Source organism: Paractinoplanes atraurantiacus (genome assembly GCF_900215205.1).
GTDB lineage: Bacteria > Actinomycetota > Actinomycetes > Mycobacteriales > Micromonosporaceae > Actinoplanes > Actinoplanes atraurantiacus.
This window is the reverse complement of the sequence record NZ_OBDY01000037.1, coordinates 1-17,194: the sequence shown is the minus strand read 5'-3', so window position 1 is coordinate 17,194 and position 17,194 is coordinate 1. Positions and strand designations below refer to the sequence as shown.

Here is a 17,194-nt window from a genome sequence, read left to right as displayed (position 1 = left end):
GCCGTTACCCCTCACTTGCCACATAACTTCGTGTGATGACCCCGCGGGACACAATGATCACGTGCTGACCGCCACGCAGGACCTGCTGACCTCCCTCGAGCCGCTGCCGCACGGGACGCGGATGAAGCGCCTCGCCGCGTGGGCGCGAAGCGCTCCGGACCGGGCCGAGGTCTGTGCCGAGCTGAGCCGGGGCGACGGCTACGAGCGGCATCTCGCGCTGGTGGCGGCTTTGGTCGTACGGGATGAGGACGCCATCGTGGCGGCGGTGCGCGACCCGCAGCCGTCGATCCGTGCGGAGGCGATCGTCGCGGCGGTGCGATGCGGACGGCTCGGCACTGTGGTGGATCTGCCGGCGGCTGAGCGGCGGCGCGTCTACCGTACGGTGCGGCGGAGGCGCCTGACCACGATGGCGGATTCCCTGGTCGTCGAGGTTCTGTCCTATTGGGGCGACCGGGAGGCGGCGGCCTTGTTGTCCGCGTGCAGTGCTCCCGTCGTACGCCAAATGCTTCCTGGTCTGGAACACGCCGTCGATCCGGCGGCTCTGGCGCGGTGGCACCCCGGACCGGTCCTTCAGCGGGCGGGGGAGCGGCTGGCGTCGGCGGCGCCCGAGCAGCGGGACGACCTGTGGAACCGTCATGTCGCGGTGCTCGAGGGCCTCGGCGATCCGGCGGCCTTCCTCGATCTGGCCGAGCGGTATGCGCCGATCTCCTGGACGCCCCGCACGGGAGCGCTCGCCGTGCACGATCCGGCGCGTGTGGTCCGGCTGATCACCGTGCCCGGCCGGCTCGCGGTGCGCTGCGGCCGGCAGCTGCCCCGCCGGCTGCTCCGCGCGCTCGCGGTCCTGCCCGACGAGGCCCTTCTGCCCCTGGCTGCGGCGTTGCGCGACCACACGCGAACCTTCGCCACGCTGCTCCGGGAGCTTCCGCCGGCCCGCCGCGGCGGCCTGTTCGAGCGGGCCGCGGCCGGTCCCGATGGGCTGCCCGCCCACTCGATCATGCGGGTTCTGCCGGCCGGCCCGCGCGTCCGTGAGGCGAATCGGGTGCTGAGCCGGCCCGGCATTCGTGACGACGAGGCGCACGTGCTCACCTGGAGCGCCTATCTCGACTGGCCGGAGGCCTCGGCCGCGCTGGAGGCCGGTCTGCGCTCGGGACTGGCCGCCGAGCGCGGGCGGGCGTATCACCTGCTCGGCGCGGCCGCGAGACGGTCCCGGGACCCGCGGGTGGTGGCCGGGCTCGTGCACCGGCTGGGCCGGCTGCGCAACGAGCAGGACCCGGTGCGGGCCGCCGCGCTGGGCGCCCTGGCCGGCGTGGCCCGGCTCCTCACCCCGGAGACCGCGGCCGGGCTGACCCGGCTGACCGTCGACGCCGTCGAAGCCCGTGACGCCTCCCACGAGACCATGAGCGCGCTGGCGTCGCTCGCCGCGGACGTGCTGCAACACCACGTCGACCAGACCGAGCTGCGCGAATGGGCGCTGCACACGATCGACCGGGTGAGCCGGGCCTCGCTCGCTCCGCCGCCCTTGCGGCGTTTCGACCGGGCGCTGCGCCGGGGGCAGGAGGCGATGGTTTTCGAACGCCTCGGCGGCTGGGTCGCCTCGGCTATGGACCGCGGCGACTACGGGCCGCTGTTCGGGCTCACCTCCGCTCTCGGCAAGCGCGCCTGGAACGTTCCGGGCCTTCAGGAGCTGCTGCACCGGGCGCTCGGCCCGGGCACCTCAGAGCCGGCGGCGCGTCAGGCGGCTTCGAGGTGGCTGGACGATCCGCGCCACCGCGCGGAGCGGGTCGAGGCGGTGCTCGGCGCCGACCCGTCGATGGTCGCCGTCCCCGAGGTGTGGCACGTCATCGCCACTTCCCGCACCGACCTGATCGACCGGGCGCTGCGCGGGCCCGTCCGCGGCCGCATGATCGAGGAGGGTCGCGCCTGGGTGCCCGGCCCGCCCCGGCATGCGGACCGGTGGCTGCCCCGCCAGCGCGCGCGTTTCACCGAGATCCTGGAAGCCGTGATCGACGACGGGGAGGAGAGCGTGCGGATCCGGGCGTCCGCGGTGCGGTCCGCCGCCCGTGTGCCCGGCGCCGGCCGCGATCTCGTACGCCGTCACGTCGGCGCGCCCGAGGTGGTCGTGGCCGAGGCGGCGCTCGGCGCGCTCGTCTGGACCGACCGCCCCGGCGAGGCGCTGTCCGAGCTGCTGGAACACGCGGACGGTGACCGGGCCCGGGTGGCCATGTACGCCGCCGCGCGGGCGGCCGCCAACGTCGAGCCGTCCCACCTTCCGGCCCTGCTCGGCGGCCTGCTGACGGCCGAGGTCAAGGTCACCAGTCGCAAGGAGGCGGCCCGCGTCCTCGGCCGCTACGGCCCGCCGAGCGTGATGGCGGCGCTCCTGGAGGCGTACCGCCGCTCCGGAACCCACCGCGACGTCCGCGCCGCCATCGTCGCCGCCGCCCGCCTGCGCCTGCAGGAGCCGCCGAGTTGGGAGATCCTCAGCGCGGCCGCCGCCGGCAACAGGGAGGTCCTCAGCGCGGCCGCCGCCGGCAGCAGGGAGGAACGCCGCGCGGTGCTGGCCGCGGACCCGGCGGCGGTCGCCGAGCGGCACCGACGGCGTTATGCCGGCCTGATCGTCGCGATGTGCCGCGCCGGCGAGCGGGAGGCCTTCATCGCGCTGCCGTCGTGGGCGAGCTGGGCCGAGGACGTACGCGACCTGGTGGTGGCCCGCCTCACCGATCTCAGCCGGCGCGTGGCCGTACCGGAGGCCGCCGGCCTGCTGCCCCTGCTCGGCGAGCAGGCGGCCCTCGCGGTCGTTCAGATCCTGGTCGCCCAGGACAGCGCCGACCACGACCCGGGCCGTGCCGGCGCCGACCGCCCGGCCCGCCGCCGCCTCGAGCTGCTGGCCGCGGCGGCCGCCACCTGGTCCCGCAACGCCCCGCCCGGCGCCGACCGCGGGCCTTTGGCCGCCGCGGCCCGCCGCCTGACCACCCAGCCCGGCTTCGCCACCGTGGGCCTGACCCTGCTGGCCGCCCTGGTGCCCCTGACCGGCCCGGACGACGTGACCGGCCCGGACGACGTGACCGGCCCGGACGACGTGACCGGCCCGAACGACCTGACCAACCTGACCGGCCTGACCCGCTTGGACGAGCTGGCCGACCTGTGCGCCACCCGGCCCATGGCCGCGCTGGCCGCCGCCGATGTGCTGCACGACCGCGCCGTTGCCGCCCGCGATCCCGAGACGATCCGCGCGGCGGCAACCCTTTTGGCCACCCGAACCGACTTGGCCGCCGGCCTGTTCGCGGTGGCGATGCTCCGCGACCGGGTAGTCCACTGGACCGGCCCGTGGCGGCAGCTGCTGTTCATCCTCCGCGACCACCCGTCCCCCGAGGTCCGGGAGGCGGCCTACGCCGTTCAGATGCGCTGAAGCGGCGCGCTGATGGCGAAGCCGTCATCCAGCGCGCTCACCAGCGCCTCCGCCCGGTCGCCGAGACCGTGGCGGGGCGCCCAGGCGGCGAACGCCTCCAGGAAGCCGATCAGGTCACGCTGAATCCCGGCGAGAAGCTGCGGCAGCGCGGCTCGGGGGACGTCGATGTGGTGGTCGCGCTTCTCCGTGTCCGGCCAGACGCGCAGGTCGTCGCCTACGGTTTCGATCACCGGCTCGATGACGTGGCCGCTGGTGGTGTCCCGCAGGCGCAGGCCGCCGTTGATGATCAGGATCTCCTCGGCGAGGTAAGCGTCGGTGATCTCCGTGCTGTCGCCGAGGGCAGCCAGCGTGGTGTGGAACAGCCCGATCTGCTCGTCAGTGCAGTCGGCGTTGAGGACCACCCACGCACACGGCGCTGACAAAGGCTCGAAGACCGCCTCGGCGATGATCACCACAGCATTGAACACCGCAGGGTGGTGGGGCTGTAGCCTGCCCCGGTGCTGCTCAAGATGACGCTGTGGGTCGACCGGAGGCGTCGTCTCTTCGTGGCGGCCGTTGTCGTGCCCGCCTGTGCGCTGGTGAGTGTCGGTGGTGATCTGGGGGTGGCGGCGGTTCCCCTGGTCGGTGGCGTTCTGCTCGTCTCGATCGTGCTCAGCGTCGCCGCCTATGCCGCTCCGCGGCCCGAAGTGCTGTTCGCCCGGCCGGGGGTTCCGGCTTTCGAGACGGGTGCCGACCTCTCCGTGCTGGCCTTGGTGCCGGGCCTGGTCGCGCTGAGCAGTGCCTGGGTGGCCGGTGGGATTCACGCGCGTGCCTCGGACTGGTCGTTTCAGCTTCTCACGGGCTTTTTGGGGGTCTGGGCTCTGGCGTTCTGTGCCGCGGTGGCCTGGCGGTCGCCCACCGTCCGGCTGAGGTCGGACGGGGTCGAGGCCCGCCAGCTGTTCGGGGGCCTTTTCGTGCCCTGGGAGGCGCGGCCCACCGTCGCCGACATGCGGCCCTATCGGCTTGCCCTCACCTATGGCCGTCCCGAGCTGGTGCGCCGGCGCGGGTGGTGGCCCCTCGGCCCGCACGGCATTCCGGTCACCGGGGTCGACGCCGGGTTTCTCGGGCAGGTGATCCAGTATTACGGCCAGGACGCCGGTCGTCGCGCCGGCATCGGTACCGGTGACGAGCGCGGGCTGCTGACCGGGGTCTGACGAGCCGTCAGCGGCTCGTGCGCGATTCGTCAGCGGGGGTGGCGATCCTCGGGCGTATGACGGGTTGGGCGATTGTGGCCGAAGGGCTGCTGAAGGCGTACCGGAAGAACCGGGCCTTGGATGGTTTTGATCTTCAAGTCGCGGCGGGCACCGTGTGTGGGCTGCTCGGGCCCAACGGCGCCGGTAAGACGACGGCGGTGCGGGTGCTGTCGACCCTGGTGCGTTTCGACGCGGGCCGGGCGCTGGTGGCGGGGGCCGATGTGGTGCGCGAGCCGGGGCTGGTGCGGGAGCGGATCTCGCTGACCGGGCAGTACGCGGCGGTCGACGAGGTGCTCAGCGGGTGGCAGAACCTGGTGATGTTCGGGCGGCTGAGTCACCTCGGTAAGCGGGAGGCGAAGCGGCGGGCGGACGAGCTGCTCGGGGAGTTCGGGCTGGCCGACGCGGCCGGGCGGTCGGCGGTCGAGTACTCGGGTGGGATGCGGCGGCGGCTCGACCTCGCGGCCAGCCTGATCCGGCGGCCGGAGGTGCTCTTTCTGGACGAGCCGACGACCGGGCTCGATCCGGCCAGCCGTACGCAGGTGTGGGGCGCCGTCCGCAAGCTGGTCGCCGAGGGCACGACAGTGTTGCTGACCACGCAATATCTGGACGAGGCGGATCAGCTGGCCGACCGGATCTCCGTGGTGGACGCCGGGCGCGTCATCGCGGAGGGCACCCCGGACGAGCTGAAGGGGGTCGACCGCCTCGAAGTGGTGGTTCACGATGCCGGACAACTCACCCAAACAGCTGCATTGCTGTCGGGTACAGCGGACGTCGACACCCGGCGCGTCCGGGTGGTGGTCACCGATCGGGTGGCCGCGATGACCGAAGCCCTGAGGAAGCTCGAGGAAGCGGGCATCGCCGTCGACGACATCGGGATCCGGCGGCCCACCCTGGACGAGGCGTTCCTCCAGCTGACGGGCGGCAAAGGATGATCGCCGACGGCTGGGTGATGACCGGCCGCCATCTGCGGCACGTGGTCCGGGCGCCCGAGCAGATCATCATCTTCTTCACGTTGCCGATCATGTTCGTGCTCGTTTTCGGCTACGTGTTCGGGGCCGGCATGGCGGTCGGCGGCACCGCGTACCGCGAGTTCCTTCTTCCCGGCGTCTTCGCCATGACCCAGTTGTACGGGCTGGGCGCCACCGCCATCGCGATCTCCACCGACATCGGCAAGGGTGTCGTCGACCGCTTCCGGTCGATGCCGGCCGCCCGGTCCGCGCTGATGATCGGGCGCGGCACCGCCGACCTGACCCGCGCCCTGATGGAGATGACCGTGCTGGTCGTCTGCGGCCTGCTCGTCGGCTGGCAATGGCATCGTGGCGCCGGATACGCGCTGGCCGCCGTCGGGCTGCTCCTGCTGCTGCGGCTGGCGCTCAGCTGCGTCGGCGTCTATCTGGGCACGGTCGTCCCCAACCCGGACACCGTCTCGCTGATCGTCTTCCCGTTCGCGTTCCCGCTGACCGCCCTCTCCAACATCTACGTCGCCCCCGAGCTCCTGCCGCACTGGCTGGGCGCCATCAGCGCCTGGAATCCGCTGTCGGCGACCGTGGCCGCCTGCCGCGAGCTCTTCGGCAATCCGGGCGTCGGCGGCGACTCCTGGGCCGCGACCCACGCGATCGAGCTCGCCATCCTCTGGCCGCTCGCGCTGATCGCGATCTTCGGGCCTTTGGCGGTACGGAGTTACCGGCGGTTGAGCCGGTAGCGACGGACCGACACACTGGCCGGGTGGACGGACTGACCAGGCGGCGTCTCCTGCAGGCCGGCGGGACCGGCGCCCTGCTGGCCGCGCTCGCCGCGGCCGAGGGCTCGGCCTACACGCCGCCGTCGCGCGACGGTCGCGCCGCCCGGTCGGTGGTCGTCCTCGGCGGCGGCATCGCCGGGCTCACCAGCGCCTACGAGCTGGGCAAGGCCGGTCACCGCTGCACCGTCCTGGAGGCCCGGTCCAAGCCGGGCGGCCGGGTGCTGACCATCCGCGACGGCGACACCGAGACCGATCTCGACGGGCACACCCAACGGGCTTCCTTCGGGTACGGCACGTATTTCAACGCCGGCGCGGCGCGCATCGCCCCGTGGATGGTCACCCTCGACTACTGCCGTGAGCTGGGCGTTCCCGTCGAGGTCTTCGTCAACTCCAATGCCGACGCCTTCATCCACACCAGTACGGGCGGGCCTCCGGTCCGGTTCCGCACGGCCCGGGCCGATCTTTACGGGTACGTCTCGCAGCTGCTCACCCGGGTGACCCGTGCCGGCGCTCTCGACGCCGAGCTGGCCGGGGGTGGCCGCGACGAGCTGCTGGCGTTCCTGCGCGACTTCGGGCGGCTCACCGACGACGGCGAATATCAGGGCGGCCCCGACCGCGGCTTCGCCACCTATCCCGGAGCGGACGGCGGGGTCCCGCTCGACGGCCCGGCCTCGCTGTCCGAGGTGCTGCGCGGCGGCGCCGGGGCGTACCTCGGCTTCGACCTCGGTTTCGACCAGGCCATGCCGATGTTCCAGCCGGTGGGCGGCATGGACCGCATCCCGATGGCGCTGGCCCGGGCGATCGGCCCGGACCGGATCAGGCTCGGGGCCGAGGTCACCTCCGTCCTGAACAGGCCCGACGGCGTCGAGGTGCGCTACCGGCAGGATGGCCGCGACCGGCCGTCACGGCCGACTACTGCGTGGCCACGCTGCCGCCGCACCTGATGGCCCGCCTGCCGCACAACCTCGGCGACGACGTGGCGACGGCGCTGGGCGCGTTCACCCCGTTCGCCGCCGGCAAGATCGGCCTGGAGTACCGCCGCCGCTGGTGGGAGATCGACCTGGGCATCTACGGCGGCGCCACCGACACCGACCTCGACCTGCGGCAGGTCTGGTATCCGTCGTCCGGCTTCCACGCCCCGCGCGGTCTGCTGGTCGGCTATTACAACTTCGGGCCGGACGCGGAGACGTACGCCGCAATGGCCCCTCACGACCGCACAGAGCGGGCCGTCTCCCTCGGCGAGCGGATCCACGGCGCGAATTACCGTACGGAATTGGCGTCGTCCTTCTCGGTGAGCTGGAGCCGCGTGCCGCATGTGGAAGGCGCCTGGGCGACACCGCCGTACGGCAGCCCGGCCTTCGCCCTCCTGCGCGAGCCGGCCGGCCGCGTCCATTTCGCCGGCGACTGGCTCAGTCACACGGTCGCCTGGCAGCACGGCGCCTTCGTCTCGGCCCGCGCCGCCGTCACCGCCCTGCACGCCCGCACCTAGCCGGTCGGCCGACGGTGTCGCGCGCGACCGGGAGAAAACGGCGTTCAGTCGAAGCACGCTTGAAGGAAGTTCAAGCCGCAAACCGGAAGACGGCCTTCTTGGTAGGGCCCCATGTCGTCCGAGACTCTCGCGATCCCTTCGACAGCGGCGATGTCGTTGATCTCAGCCTGAATATTGAACTTGACGTCTTCCTGGTCCGCGGTGAGGATGCCGCCGCAGATGTAGCCGTTACGAACAAGCGCGCCGTAGCTGTTCTGTGAGTCGACAGAGCCGAACACCATGAACGAATCGGGTCGGTCCTTACCGAACAAGATGGTCTCATCGGAGTACTGCGCCGTCGCGGGAGCCTTGAGCGAATATCCGAGAGTCCGGTGACAGCCCGCGAGCACGGCCGCCTGTGCACGCGCGGGACGATCGACGTCCTTCTCGTGTTCCTGGTAGACGTAGTACCCGGGCGGGCCGACGACAACGGCCAGCACGGCCAGCAGGGCGGGAAGAAGGAACCGCCGCCGGCCGGACTGTTGCTCCAGGTATCGGGTCCGGCGCCGCTTCCTTGAGGAATCTCCGAATCGGTAGGGGTGGGTGACTTCGACTCAGCCGAGCTCCGACTCGATCTCGGACGGCGCGCGCATGCGCCAAGCGTCGGTGACGAGTTCAGTGAGCCGCGCCACATCAACAATCGGTAACCGGAGCATCACCAATGGAAGGCCGTCGTAGCCCGGGGTCGTGAAGAACAGGTCGGGCTCGCCCAGCAGGAGAGCCTGTTTCTCGGCCTCGTCGCCCACGTACAGGACGGCCACATCGGTGCGGATCACGCGTGACTTTCCCGGTTCCCGCTCCGGGTACGACCAGACGAAGCCCCTGTTCGCCACGCGGAAGTCGAAGCCGTCGCTGTCGATCTCGACGACATGCGGCAGGGACAGCGCCAGGCGGCGGACATCGTCGGCGGTCGCCACGACAGGGATTCCTTTCTGCCCGAGATGACACAACAACGTGCCACCGCCGACAGTCTCCCAAAGTTCATGCGTAGGATTCGTCCCCGCACGGTCTTGCCGCAGGGATCCGAGGGAAACGATGCCACTCACTCCAGCCGACATCCACAACATGGCGTTCAAGAAGCCTGCGATCGGCAAGCGGGGGTACGACGAGGAGGACGTCGACGCGTTCCTCGACGAGGTCGAGCAGGAGCTCATCCGCCTCATCGAGGAGAACCGCGCCCTGGCCGACCAGGCGCAGCGCAACGGTGGCGGCATGGGCCCCGGCCCGTCCGGCCCGTCGGCCGGCAACCGCGCCATGGAGGCCGAGCTGCAGGCCCTGACCACGCAGCTGGGCCGCATGCAGGAGGCCCGGGCCCGCGCCGAGCAGAACGCGCGCAGCGTGCAGTCGCAGCTCGAGCGCGCCCGCACGGAGCGCCCGGCCACGCCGCCGCCGGCCGAGAAGGACGACCGCCTGTCGGCCGTGCTGATGATGGCCCAGCGCACGGCGGACGACCACATGCGCGACGCGCAGCAGGAGGCCGACTCGCTGCTGGGCAACGCCCGCACCCAGTCGGAGCAGATCACCGGCGACGCGCTGCTGGCCGCCGACAACATTCAGGCCGACGCCCGCCGCAACCACAGCGACGCCCTGGCCAGCATCGACGAGAAGCGCGACGCCCTGCTCGACGAGATCGACCGCCTGGGCCAGCTCGCCCGCACGTACCAGCAGGCCCTGGGCCAGCACGTCCAGCAGCAGCTCCAGGAGCTCGACAGCGTCTCCAACGGCGCCGGCCGCGACCTGGACTGACGTCTCCACCCACGGCCCGGCCCGGCGACTTCGCTCATCGGCCGGGCCGATGGCGTTGACGGCCCTGGGCGCCGGCCGGGCCGGCGGCGCTGGTCGGCGGATTTCGGCGGCCCGCGTTGACGGTCTTGGCCGGCGACCGTGATCGGGCTTCGCTCAGCGGCCCAGCGCGTCCAACCCGGCCTGGGCGTCGGCCATGGCGCGCAGGCCGTCGGGGCCGGCGGCGATCGTGGAGACCTGGCGGAACCATCGTTCGGCCTCAGCCTTGTCGCCGGCGGTGGCCGCGACGCGGCCCAGCGTGACGAGGATGGTCATGCGGACGCCGTCGGCGGTGTACCAGCCGGCGGGGCAGTCCCGCAGGGCGCTCTCGCAGAGCCGGCGGGCGGTCGCGTGGTCGCCGTGGAGCAGGGCGATGCGGCCCAGGCCCAGCCGGGCGGCGGCGATCAGCTCGGGGGCGCCACAGGCGCGGGCCCGCTCGGCCGACCGCTCGAAGTCCGCCGCGGCGGCGCCGAGGTCGCCGGCCAGCAGGTGTGCCTCGGCCCGGCTGCGCAGCACCTCGGCCTCGTCGAGCACCGAGCCCAGCTCACCCGCGAGCCGCATCGCGGCGTCCATGGGCGCCAGCGCCGCGGCGTGATCGCCACGCCAGGCGGCCAGCTCGGCCAGTCCGGACTGGGCCAACATCATGCCCCAGCGGTCACCGAGCTCCCGAAAGCCACCCAGCGCCCCGAGAAAGCCGGCCTCGGCGCCGGCCGGGTCGGATTCCGGATCGAACAGCATCTTCATCCAGCCGCCGCCTATCGCCGCCAAGGCCTCGCTCCACGGGTGGCCGATCAGCCGTTTGCTCAGCTCGGCGTGTAGCTCGGTGACGCGGCCGGTGGCCTCGGGCGGGGGACCGGCGGTGATGGCCGCGAGGTAGAGCAGGAACGGCTGGCGTGGGGGCGCGGTCAGCGCGGCCAGGTAGCGCTGCGAGTGGCCGCTCGGCGGGCGGGCACCGGCCAGCTCGGCGTTGAGGGTGGCGAGGACGTACTCCTCCCGCAGGCCTCCGGGCGGCTCGGGGCCGATCTTGTCGAGGAGCTCGGTGGAGAGGGCGGCCGCCTCGCCGCGGGAGCCGCGCAGCCACCAGTAGAAGGTGAGAGCGGCCACCAGCCGGAGCGCGGTCGCGGGTTCGCCGTCGCGCAGGGCGGCGTGCAGGTTGTCGCGGTCGGCGTCGAGGCGGGCCAGCCAGGTCAGCTGGTCGGCGCCGCGCAGGTGGGCGTCGGCGGTCCGGGCCAGATCGAGGAAGTACGCGGCGTGAGCCTGCCCGAGGTCTGTCTCGATGACCTGCTCGGCGCAGAAGGCGCGGATGGTCTCCAACATGCGGTAGCGGGCGCCGTCGCGCTCCACCAGGGACTTGGCGACCAGGTCGTGCAGCAGGTCGAGGGTGCCGCCGCAGACACGCTCGGCGGCCTCGAGGGTCCAGCCGCCGCGGAAGACCGTGAGCCGGCGGGCGAGGATACGCTCCGGCCCGGTCAGCAGGTCCCAGCTCCAGGCCACGACCGCGCGTAACGTTCGGTGCCGCTCGGCGGCCGTGCGGCTGCCCCGCGACAGGACGGCGAACCGGTCGGCCACCCGCCGGGCCAGCTCGTCCAGCGGCAGCACCGCGAGCCGGGCCGCGGCCAGCTCGACCGCCAGCGGCAGGCCGTCGAGCGTACGGCAGATCCTCTCCACCGCGTCCCGATCGGCCGGGCCGGCCCGGAAGCCGGCCACCACATCACCGGCCCGATCGGCGAACAGCCGGACGGCCGCGTCCGGCGCCAGCCCGGAGACCGGGCAGAGCACCTCCCCGGTCAGCCCGAGCGGCTCCCGGCTCGTGGCCAGCACGCGCACCCCGGCACAGCCGGCGAGGAGCCGCCCCACGAGCGCGGCCGCCGCCCCGACGACATGCTCACAGTTGTCCAGCACCAGCAGCACGTCGCGGGTGGACAGCGCCGCCACGAGCCGATCGGCGGCCCCGGGACGGGCCACGCTTTCCCGCGCCCGCAGGCCCGTGTCCCGCAGGCCCAGAGCATCGAGGACGGTGCGGGGCACGTCCGGCCCCGTGGTGGCGGCCAGTTCTACGAAGTGGACCTCCCCGGTCGTGCGGGTGGCGGCCTCGACGGCCAGGCGGGTCTTGCCGGCGCCGCCGGGGCCCAGCAAAGTGACCAGGCGGGCGCGGCGCAGCGCCCGGCCGACGTCGCTCAGTTCCCCCTGGCGGCCGACGAATGTGGTGAGCTGGGCGGGCAGGGCGCGCCGCGGGGCGCCTCGCAGCACCCGAAGGTGAGCGGCCTTCAGCTCGGCCGACGGGTCGGTGCCGAGCTCCTCGGCCAGCACGGTGCGGGCCTTCTCGTACGTGGACAAGGCCTCGGCGTCCCGGCCCGCCAGCGCCTGCACCCGCATGAGCAGGGCCCAGGAGCGCTCGCGCAGCGGGTCGGCCCCGATCAGGGCGCGCAGCTCGTGCTCGTCGGCGGGGGACGGGTCGGCGTCGACGCGGTCCTCGACGGCTCGGCGGCGCATCTCCACCAGACGGTCGGCCGCTGAACCCCGTACATCAATCGGGGTTTCGCCTCTCCACAGACTCAGGGCTTCGCGGAGCAGGGCGGCCGCGCGGGTGGGATCGCCGCTCGTCAGCGCCTGACGGCCCTCGGTGGCCAGGCGCTCGAAGCGGTGGGCGTCCACCTCGTCCGGATCGATGGCCAGGCGGTAACCAGCGCCGTCGTACTCGATCGGAAGGTCCTGGCGGAGCCGGGAGACATTTGACTGTACGGCGTTGAGCGCGCCCGCCGGAGGATCGCCGCCCCACAGGGCGTCGATCAGGCGCTCGACCGGCACCGGACGGCCCGCCTCCAGCAGGAGCAGGGCGAGCAGGGCACGCAGGCGGGCGCCGCCGGCACGCACCGGCGTGCCGTCGTCACGCTCGGCCCTGACCGGGCCGAGAATCCCGTACCGCATGGCGTCTATTGTCGCCGGTCGGCGACGATTCTCCGGGCCCCCGGGCGGCGGTGGGCGGGAATCTCTAAGGTGAGCGGCATGCCTGCCAAGCTGAATGCCGACAGAGCCCGGTCCGCGCTGCGGACGAGCGCGCTGCTGTCGGCGCAGACGTTGCTCGTGCTGGCGGCGTCGTACGTCGCCCTGTGGCTGCTCGGCAAGGCCTGGTCGGTGATCTGGCCGGTCGTGGTGGCGCTGCTGCTGACCACGCTGACCTGGCCGGTCACGAAGCTGCTGCGCAACCGGCTGCGGTTCCCGCCGGCGCTGGCCGCGGCCACGGTCACGATCCTGTTCCTGGCCGTCGCGGCCGGCATCATCGTGCTGATCGCGGTGCCGGTGGCCGGGCAGTCCGGTCAGCTCGCGGACGGGGTCGTCGACGGCATCCAGCGGCTGCGCGACTGGGCGTCGGGCCCGCCGCTGAACATCGGCGACGACGACATCACCAAGGCCTTCGACGCGGCCATCGCCCAGATCCAGAGCCGGGCCGGCAGCATCGTCAACGTCACCCTGGGCACGGTCACCACCGTCGTCAACGGCGTGATCACGACGGTGCTGGCGCTGTTCCTGATGTTCTTCTTCCTCAAGGACGGCCCGAAGTTCCTGCCCTGGCTGTCCCGGCAGCTGCCGGGCCGGCTGGCCGTGGACATCCCGGTGGTCACCCAGCGCGGCTGGGACACGCTGGGCGCCTTCGTCCGGTCGCAGGCGTTCGTGGGCCTGCTCGACGCGGTCTTCATCGGCCTCGGCCTGTGGGCGGTCGGCGTGCCGCTCGTGCTGCCGCTGGCCGTGCTGACGTTCGTGTCGGCCTTCGTGCCGATCGTGGGCGCGGTCTTCGCGGGCTTCGTGGCGGTGCTGATCGCGCTGGTGTCGAACGGGCTGACCGACGCCCTCATCGTGCTCGCGATCATCCTGGCCGTGCAGCAGCTGGAGGGCAACGTCTTCCAGCCGATCGTGCAGAGCCGCGGCCTGGGCCTGCACGCGGCGGTGATCCTGCTGGTGGTGACGCTGGGCAGCAGCCTGGCCGGCATCGTCGGCAGCCTGCTGGCGGTGCCGGTGGCGGCGGTCATCGCGGTCGTCTGGGGGTACATCCGCGAGCAGCTCAGCGATCATCCGCCCGCGCCGTCCACGGAGCCCGAGCCTGAGCCTGAGTTGCCCGATGACCCCGTACAACCGGGGGAACCGAAACCCGCGACCTGAGGGTGCGCCGCCATCGGCGGCGCACCCGGCACGATCAGGTGGCTGAGCAGGCGAGCGTGGGCACGGTGTTGGAGCCCGACCAGGAGCCGAGGAAGCCGAAGGTCGTGCTCCCGCCGGCGGCGATGCTGCCGTTGTAGCCGGCGTTGCGCGCGGTGACGGCCGCGCCGCTGCTGGAGACGGTGGCGTTCCAGGCCTGGGTGACGGCCTGGCCGTTGGCGTACGTCCAGGTGACGGTCCAGCTCTTCACGGCGGCGCTGCCCGCGGTGACCTTGACCTCGCCCTGGAAGCCGTTCTGCCATTGACCGGTGATGGCGTACGCGGCCGAGCAGCCCACCGAAGCCGGGGGCGTGGTCGGCGGCGTGGTCGGCGGTGTCGTCGGGGGAGTGGTGGGCGGCGTCGTCGGTGTCGTTCCGCCGTAGATGCTGGCCTGCTTGGCGGTGGCCTTGAGGCCGTTCGGGCCGTTAACGATGCGCTGGCCCCAGGTGGTGAGCTGGCTGGCGTCGAAGTTGGTGGTCATGTCGAGGATCGGATCGGTGTTGCCCGACCACGACCAGCCCAGGTAGCCCAGGTTGCGCTTGACCGCCTCGGCCATCACGGTCTCGTCGCTGACCTCGCCGCTGGCGAACTGCCAGCCGAACTCGCCGATCAGAAGCGGCCAGCCCTTGCTCGCGAACGTGTCGAGGTAGCTGGTGATGGCCGACGGCTGGTTGAAGACGGCGTACATGTGGATCGACAGGATGGTGTTCTTCTGCGTGTCGGCGTCGAGGATCGTCTGCCCGTTGTCACGCATGACGTACTGCCAGTCCTGGCCCCAGTTGGGCGCGTCGATCATGAGCAGGTGCTGGAAGCCGTTGCTGCGCATCTTCTGCACGGCGGCGACGGTGGCGGCGGTCCACTGGCTCGGGTTGGTGTTGCCGATCGGCTCGTTGCCGATGTTGATGACGACGTAGTCCTCCTGCCCCTGCAGGACGCTCTTCAGGCTGATCCAGTAGTTGACGGCCTGATCGAGGGTGTACGCGGCGCCGTCCTCCCCATAACCGGTGGTGTCATGGTCCTCGAGCACGCAGATCAGCTTGTTCGCCTTGCACAGGGAGATGATGTTGGCGACGTCGCTGGCCGTGTTGGCGGTCCACCGTCCGCCGCTGAGCACCACCCGCACGGTGTTGGCGCCGGCGGCTTTGATGTCGGCGATGGAGTTGGTCCGGTTGGCATACCAGGCGTGGGCGTGGTTGACGCCCCGCATGACGAACGTCTGCCCGTTGGCTTCGACGATGTTGCGGCCCACGATGTGCAGGCCGGCCGCGGCATACGCGGGGGCGACGAAGAACAGCACGGACACGGCGGCAGCCACCAGCGCGGCGGCGAGTCTCTTCATGACCTACCTCTGACGGAAGAGCGCGCCCACTCAGTGCCCGTCGGCACCGCGCCTGTGCGAACACCGTAATGGCTAAGTCAGTCCATCGCAATCAATCGATGTATCGAGCCGCCAGCTCCCGATGCAGGGCGGCCGCCGCCTCCACCTTGTCCGGCGCGACGACACTGCCCGGCGCCCGCCCGAGCCGCTCGATCTGCTCGGCCAGAGCCAGATGCTGCCGGTGAGCGAATTCCCGGCAGGGCCCACAGGTGACGTGAGAGGGCTCGGCCGAGGTGGACACCAGAGGCACCTCGACCCCACACCCGGTAGTCACGGTGGCCGGCACGTCGGCCACCAGCCCGAACGTGGCCGCCATCATGTCCCGGGCAACCACATCACTGTGGTTCTTCCGATCGACATGAATCTCCATGCCTCCTCTGTAGCACGCCCCCCAGACCCCGCAACACCACAACCCGCCCCGCGTTTTATGGACACGCACCCACCTGACCAAGCTCCCCGGCGGCCGACCTCCCAGCCGCCCTCAGGCCAACCCGATTCTTCGCATAGCGCAGTCAGCAACATCGCCTGCGACCGGTTTCAGGGCGCAGGGGTGTCGCCAACTCGGCAATTCCGGAGTAGGTCATATAACTGCAAGGTTTCGGAGTGCGCAATTCAGAATGGAGTGCCCGTCGTCCACGGTCGCGCTCGACAAGGCGGGCCGCGAATACTCCAATGGCGCGGCTCGCGGAGGTCTCCTCCCGAATTGCCGGCCCAGCCGTCGCCCTTGCCCCCGCTACCGCCTTGGCCCGCGCCTTTTCCTTCGCCCGCGCCGCAGCCTTGGCCCGGATCGCCGACTTCGCCCGCATGATCACGTGGGCCCGAACCGCGGACTCGCTTTGATCTGCCGGTCCGGCTCGGGCTGCGGTCTGGTGTCGGTCGGCCGGTCTGGCTCGGACTGCGATGTGGTCTTATCCGGCCGGTCTGGTTTGCGTTGCGGTCTCGTCTTGGACCGCCGGGCTGGCCTGGGCCGTGCCGCTCCAGTTTGGCCAGGAAGCCATCTCGGCGGAGGTTCTCCCCGCCTGGGGCGAACCACGTGGGCACGACGTTCCAGGCGGCGCGGCCGTCGGAGAGGTGGTCGAGGCTGGCGGACTGCCGGGCCACCTCGTACGGCTCGTTGAACGTGGAGTTGATCGCTGGCATGGTGTGGACGGCTGGACTGGCCTGGGTCGCCGGGTTGGCCCGGACCGTCGGGTTGGGCCGGACCGTCGGGTTGGGCCGGACCGTCGGGTTGGCCCGGACCGTCGGGTCTGCCTGGGCCGGTGCCTCGGCGGGCGCGGGCGTCTCTACGGTGGGCGCGGCCACGTCGACTTGGGGTGCGGGTCCGGCCGGAGTCTCCGCACGAAGAACGGACGCAGCCTGTGGCGTGCCTTCCGGCCGGCGTGCCGCTACCGGGGGATCAGCGGGCCTGACCGCGCCCGGCGGCCGCACGCATGCGCCCTCGTCGTCCCAGAGCAACGGCGGTATTTGCTCGGACGAATCGTGCAAGCCCACCTCACCGCACAACCGCGAACAGCCATGCAACCGGCACAACTTCGCAGCATGACGTCGTTTCAAACCTCGCCGTCGCCGCTCCGCATGGTCGCGCCGAAACTCCACCATGTCCGGCGAATGACTGGGCACCCCGGACCAATCCCGCCAAGCGGCGATTTGAGACCTCGAAAAGAACGGCGGATTCTAGGAGTGGTTGCAACACTCTTGGTTTATTTACTGGTCAGGAGTGTAGCGAGGCGTTCAGCCGGGGTGTCCCAGCCAAGGGTTTTGCGGGGTCTGCCGTTGAGTTCGACAGCCACCGCGGCGAGGTGCTGCGGGCTGTGTGAGCTGAGGTCAGTGCCTTTAGGAAAGTATTGACGTAGCAAGCCGTTGGTGTTCTCGTTCGAGCCGCGTTGCCAGGGCGAGTGAGGATCGCAGAAATAGACTGGCATGCCGGAAGCGG

The 17,194-nt window shown here is 71.7% G+C and carries 15 protein-coding genes; 8 read left to right on the top strand and 7 right to left on the bottom strand.

Annotated features, from left to right (window positions below):
• The first annotated feature begins 61 nt into the window (after positions 1–61).
• The gene (locus CRP55_RS55375; RefSeq protein ID WP_097328329.1) at positions 62–3,406 is read left to right on the top strand and encodes a hypothetical protein; all 3,345 of its coding nucleotides are present in this window, start codon (positions 62–64) and stop codon (positions 3,404–3,406) included.
• Here the strand turns inward: CRP55_RS55375 and CRP55_RS45510 are convergent.
• Complete coding sequence (locus CRP55_RS45510; RefSeq protein ID WP_143235398.1) at positions 3,394–3,873, bottom strand: hypothetical protein; 480 nt, start codon at positions 3,871–3,873, stop codon at positions 3,394–3,396. The genes CRP55_RS55375 and CRP55_RS45510 overlap by 13 nt on opposite strands.
• Positions 3,874–3,903: 30 nt before the next feature.
• On the opposite strand from CRP55_RS45510, the gene CRP55_RS45505 reads away from it, so the two are divergent.
• From CRP55_RS45505 to CRP55_RS55910, 5 genes are read left to right on the top strand one after another with little or no spacing between them, the layout of a single operon-like run.
• The gene (locus tag CRP55_RS45505) at positions 3,904–4,599 is read left to right on the top strand and encodes a hypothetical protein (RefSeq protein WP_097328327.1); all 696 of its coding nucleotides are present in this window, start codon (positions 3,904–3,906) and stop codon (positions 4,597–4,599) included.
• A 56-nt stretch (positions 4,600–4,655) separates the two neighbouring features.
• Complete coding sequence (locus CRP55_RS45500; protein WP_097328326.1) at positions 4,656–5,570, top strand: ATP-binding cassette domain-containing protein; 915 nt, start codon at positions 4,656–4,658, stop codon at positions 5,568–5,570.
• Positions 5,567–6,340, top strand: coding sequence for an ABC transporter permease (locus CRP55_RS45495; protein ID WP_245923774.1), 774 nt, complete (start codon positions 5,567–5,569; stop codon positions 6,338–6,340). Before CRP55_RS45500 ends, CRP55_RS45495 begins: the two co-directional genes overlap by 4 nt.
• A gap of 23 nt (positions 6,341–6,363) precedes the next feature.
• Positions 6,364–7,323 carry a flavin monoamine oxidase family protein gene (locus tag CRP55_RS55915; protein WP_281260857.1) on the top strand — a complete coding sequence of 320 codons (960 nt, stop codon included), beginning with the start codon at positions 6,364–6,366 and terminating at the stop codon, positions 7,321–7,323.
• Entirely contained in the window at positions 7,299–7,868 is a 570-nt protein-coding gene (locus tag CRP55_RS55910; RefSeq protein ID WP_281260856.1) for a flavin monoamine oxidase family protein, read from the top strand. Before CRP55_RS55915 ends, CRP55_RS55910 begins: the two co-directional genes overlap by 25 nt.
• Before the next feature lie 44 nt (positions 7,869–7,912).
• Here the strand turns inward: CRP55_RS55910 and CRP55_RS45485 are convergent, their stop codons facing one another.
• Together CRP55_RS45485 and CRP55_RS45480 are read right to left on the bottom strand one after the other, a co-directional pair.
• On the bottom strand, positions 7,913–8,347 hold the full coding sequence (locus CRP55_RS45485) for a hypothetical protein (RefSeq protein ID WP_097328325.1): 435 nt from the start codon (positions 8,345–8,347) through the stop codon (positions 7,913–7,915).
• 114 nt (positions 8,348–8,461) lie between these two features.
• The gene (locus CRP55_RS45480; RefSeq protein ID WP_179855631.1) at positions 8,462–8,824 is read right to left on the bottom strand and encodes an MmcQ/YjbR family DNA-binding protein; all 363 of its coding nucleotides are present in this window, start codon (positions 8,822–8,824) and stop codon (positions 8,462–8,464) included.
• 118 nt (positions 8,825–8,942) lie between these two features.
• Here CRP55_RS45480 and CRP55_RS45475 point away from each other — a divergent pair, with 118 nt between their 5' ends.
• On the top strand, positions 8,943–9,653 hold the full coding sequence (locus CRP55_RS45475; RefSeq protein WP_097328324.1) for a DivIVA domain-containing protein: 711 nt from the start codon (positions 8,943–8,945) through the stop codon (positions 9,651–9,653).
• Between the two features lie 153 nt (positions 9,654–9,806).
• Here CRP55_RS45475 and CRP55_RS45470 read toward each other — a convergent pair whose 3' ends face one another.
• Positions 9,807–12,617 (bottom strand): AfsR/SARP family transcriptional regulator, encoded by a 2,811-nt coding sequence (locus CRP55_RS45470; RefSeq protein WP_097328323.1) that lies wholly within the window; start codon positions 12,615–12,617, stop codon positions 9,807–9,809.
• A 78-nt stretch (positions 12,618–12,695) separates the two neighbouring features.
• On the opposite strand from CRP55_RS45470, the gene CRP55_RS45465 reads away from it, so the two are divergent.
• Positions 12,696–13,847, top strand: a complete 1,152-nt coding sequence (locus CRP55_RS45465; protein WP_097328322.1) for an AI-2E family transporter — start codon at positions 12,696–12,698, stop codon at positions 13,845–13,847.
• Between the two features lie 34 nt (positions 13,848–13,881).
• Here CRP55_RS45465 and CRP55_RS45460 read toward each other — a convergent pair whose 3' ends face one another.
• From CRP55_RS45460 to CRP55_RS45445, 3 genes are all read right to left on the bottom strand, one after another.
• Positions 13,882–15,222 (bottom strand): cellulase family glycosylhydrolase, encoded by a 1,341-nt coding sequence (locus CRP55_RS45460; RefSeq protein ID WP_097328321.1) that lies wholly within the window; start codon positions 15,220–15,222, stop codon positions 13,882–13,884.
• A 91-nt stretch (positions 15,223–15,313) separates the two neighbouring features.
• Positions 15,314–15,631, bottom strand: a complete 318-nt coding sequence (locus CRP55_RS45455; RefSeq protein ID WP_097328320.1) for a hypothetical protein — start codon at positions 15,629–15,631, stop codon at positions 15,314–15,316.
• Between the two features lie 1,330 nt (positions 15,632–16,961).
• Positions 16,962–17,194 (bottom strand): IS30 family transposase (locus CRP55_RS45445; RefSeq protein ID WP_143235396.1); only part of this gene is annotated, 233 nt, incomplete at its 5' end.

What these genes read in the sequence shown, in the direction of transcription:
- CRP55_RS45470 (WP_097328323.1), bottom strand. Translation starts at nt 12,617, where the DNA reads ATGCGGTACGGGATTCTCGGCCCGGTCAGGGCCGAGCGTGACGACGGC.
- CRP55_RS45475 (WP_097328324.1), top strand. Translation starts at nt 8,943, where the DNA reads ATGCCACTCACTCCAGCCGACATCCACAACATGGCGTTCAAGAAGCCT.
- CRP55_RS45465 (WP_097328322.1), top strand. Translation starts at nt 12,696, where the DNA reads ATGCCTGCCAAGCTGAATGCCGACAGAGCCCGGTCCGCGCTGCGGACG.
- CRP55_RS45500 (WP_097328326.1), top strand. Translation starts at nt 4,656, where the DNA reads ATGACGGGTTGGGCGATTGTGGCCGAAGGGCTGCTGAAGGCGTACCGG.
- CRP55_RS45460 (WP_097328321.1), bottom strand. Translation starts at nt 15,222, where the DNA reads ATGAAGAGACTCGCCGCCGCGCTGGTGGCTGCCGCCGTGTCCGTGCTG.
- CRP55_RS45495 (WP_245923774.1), top strand. Translation starts at nt 5,567, where the DNA reads ATGATCGCCGACGGCTGGGTGATGACCGGCCGCCATCTGCGGCACGTG.
- CRP55_RS45455 (WP_097328320.1), bottom strand. Translation starts at nt 15,631, where the DNA reads ATGGAGATTCATGTCGATCGGAAGAACCACAGTGATGTGGTTGCCCGG.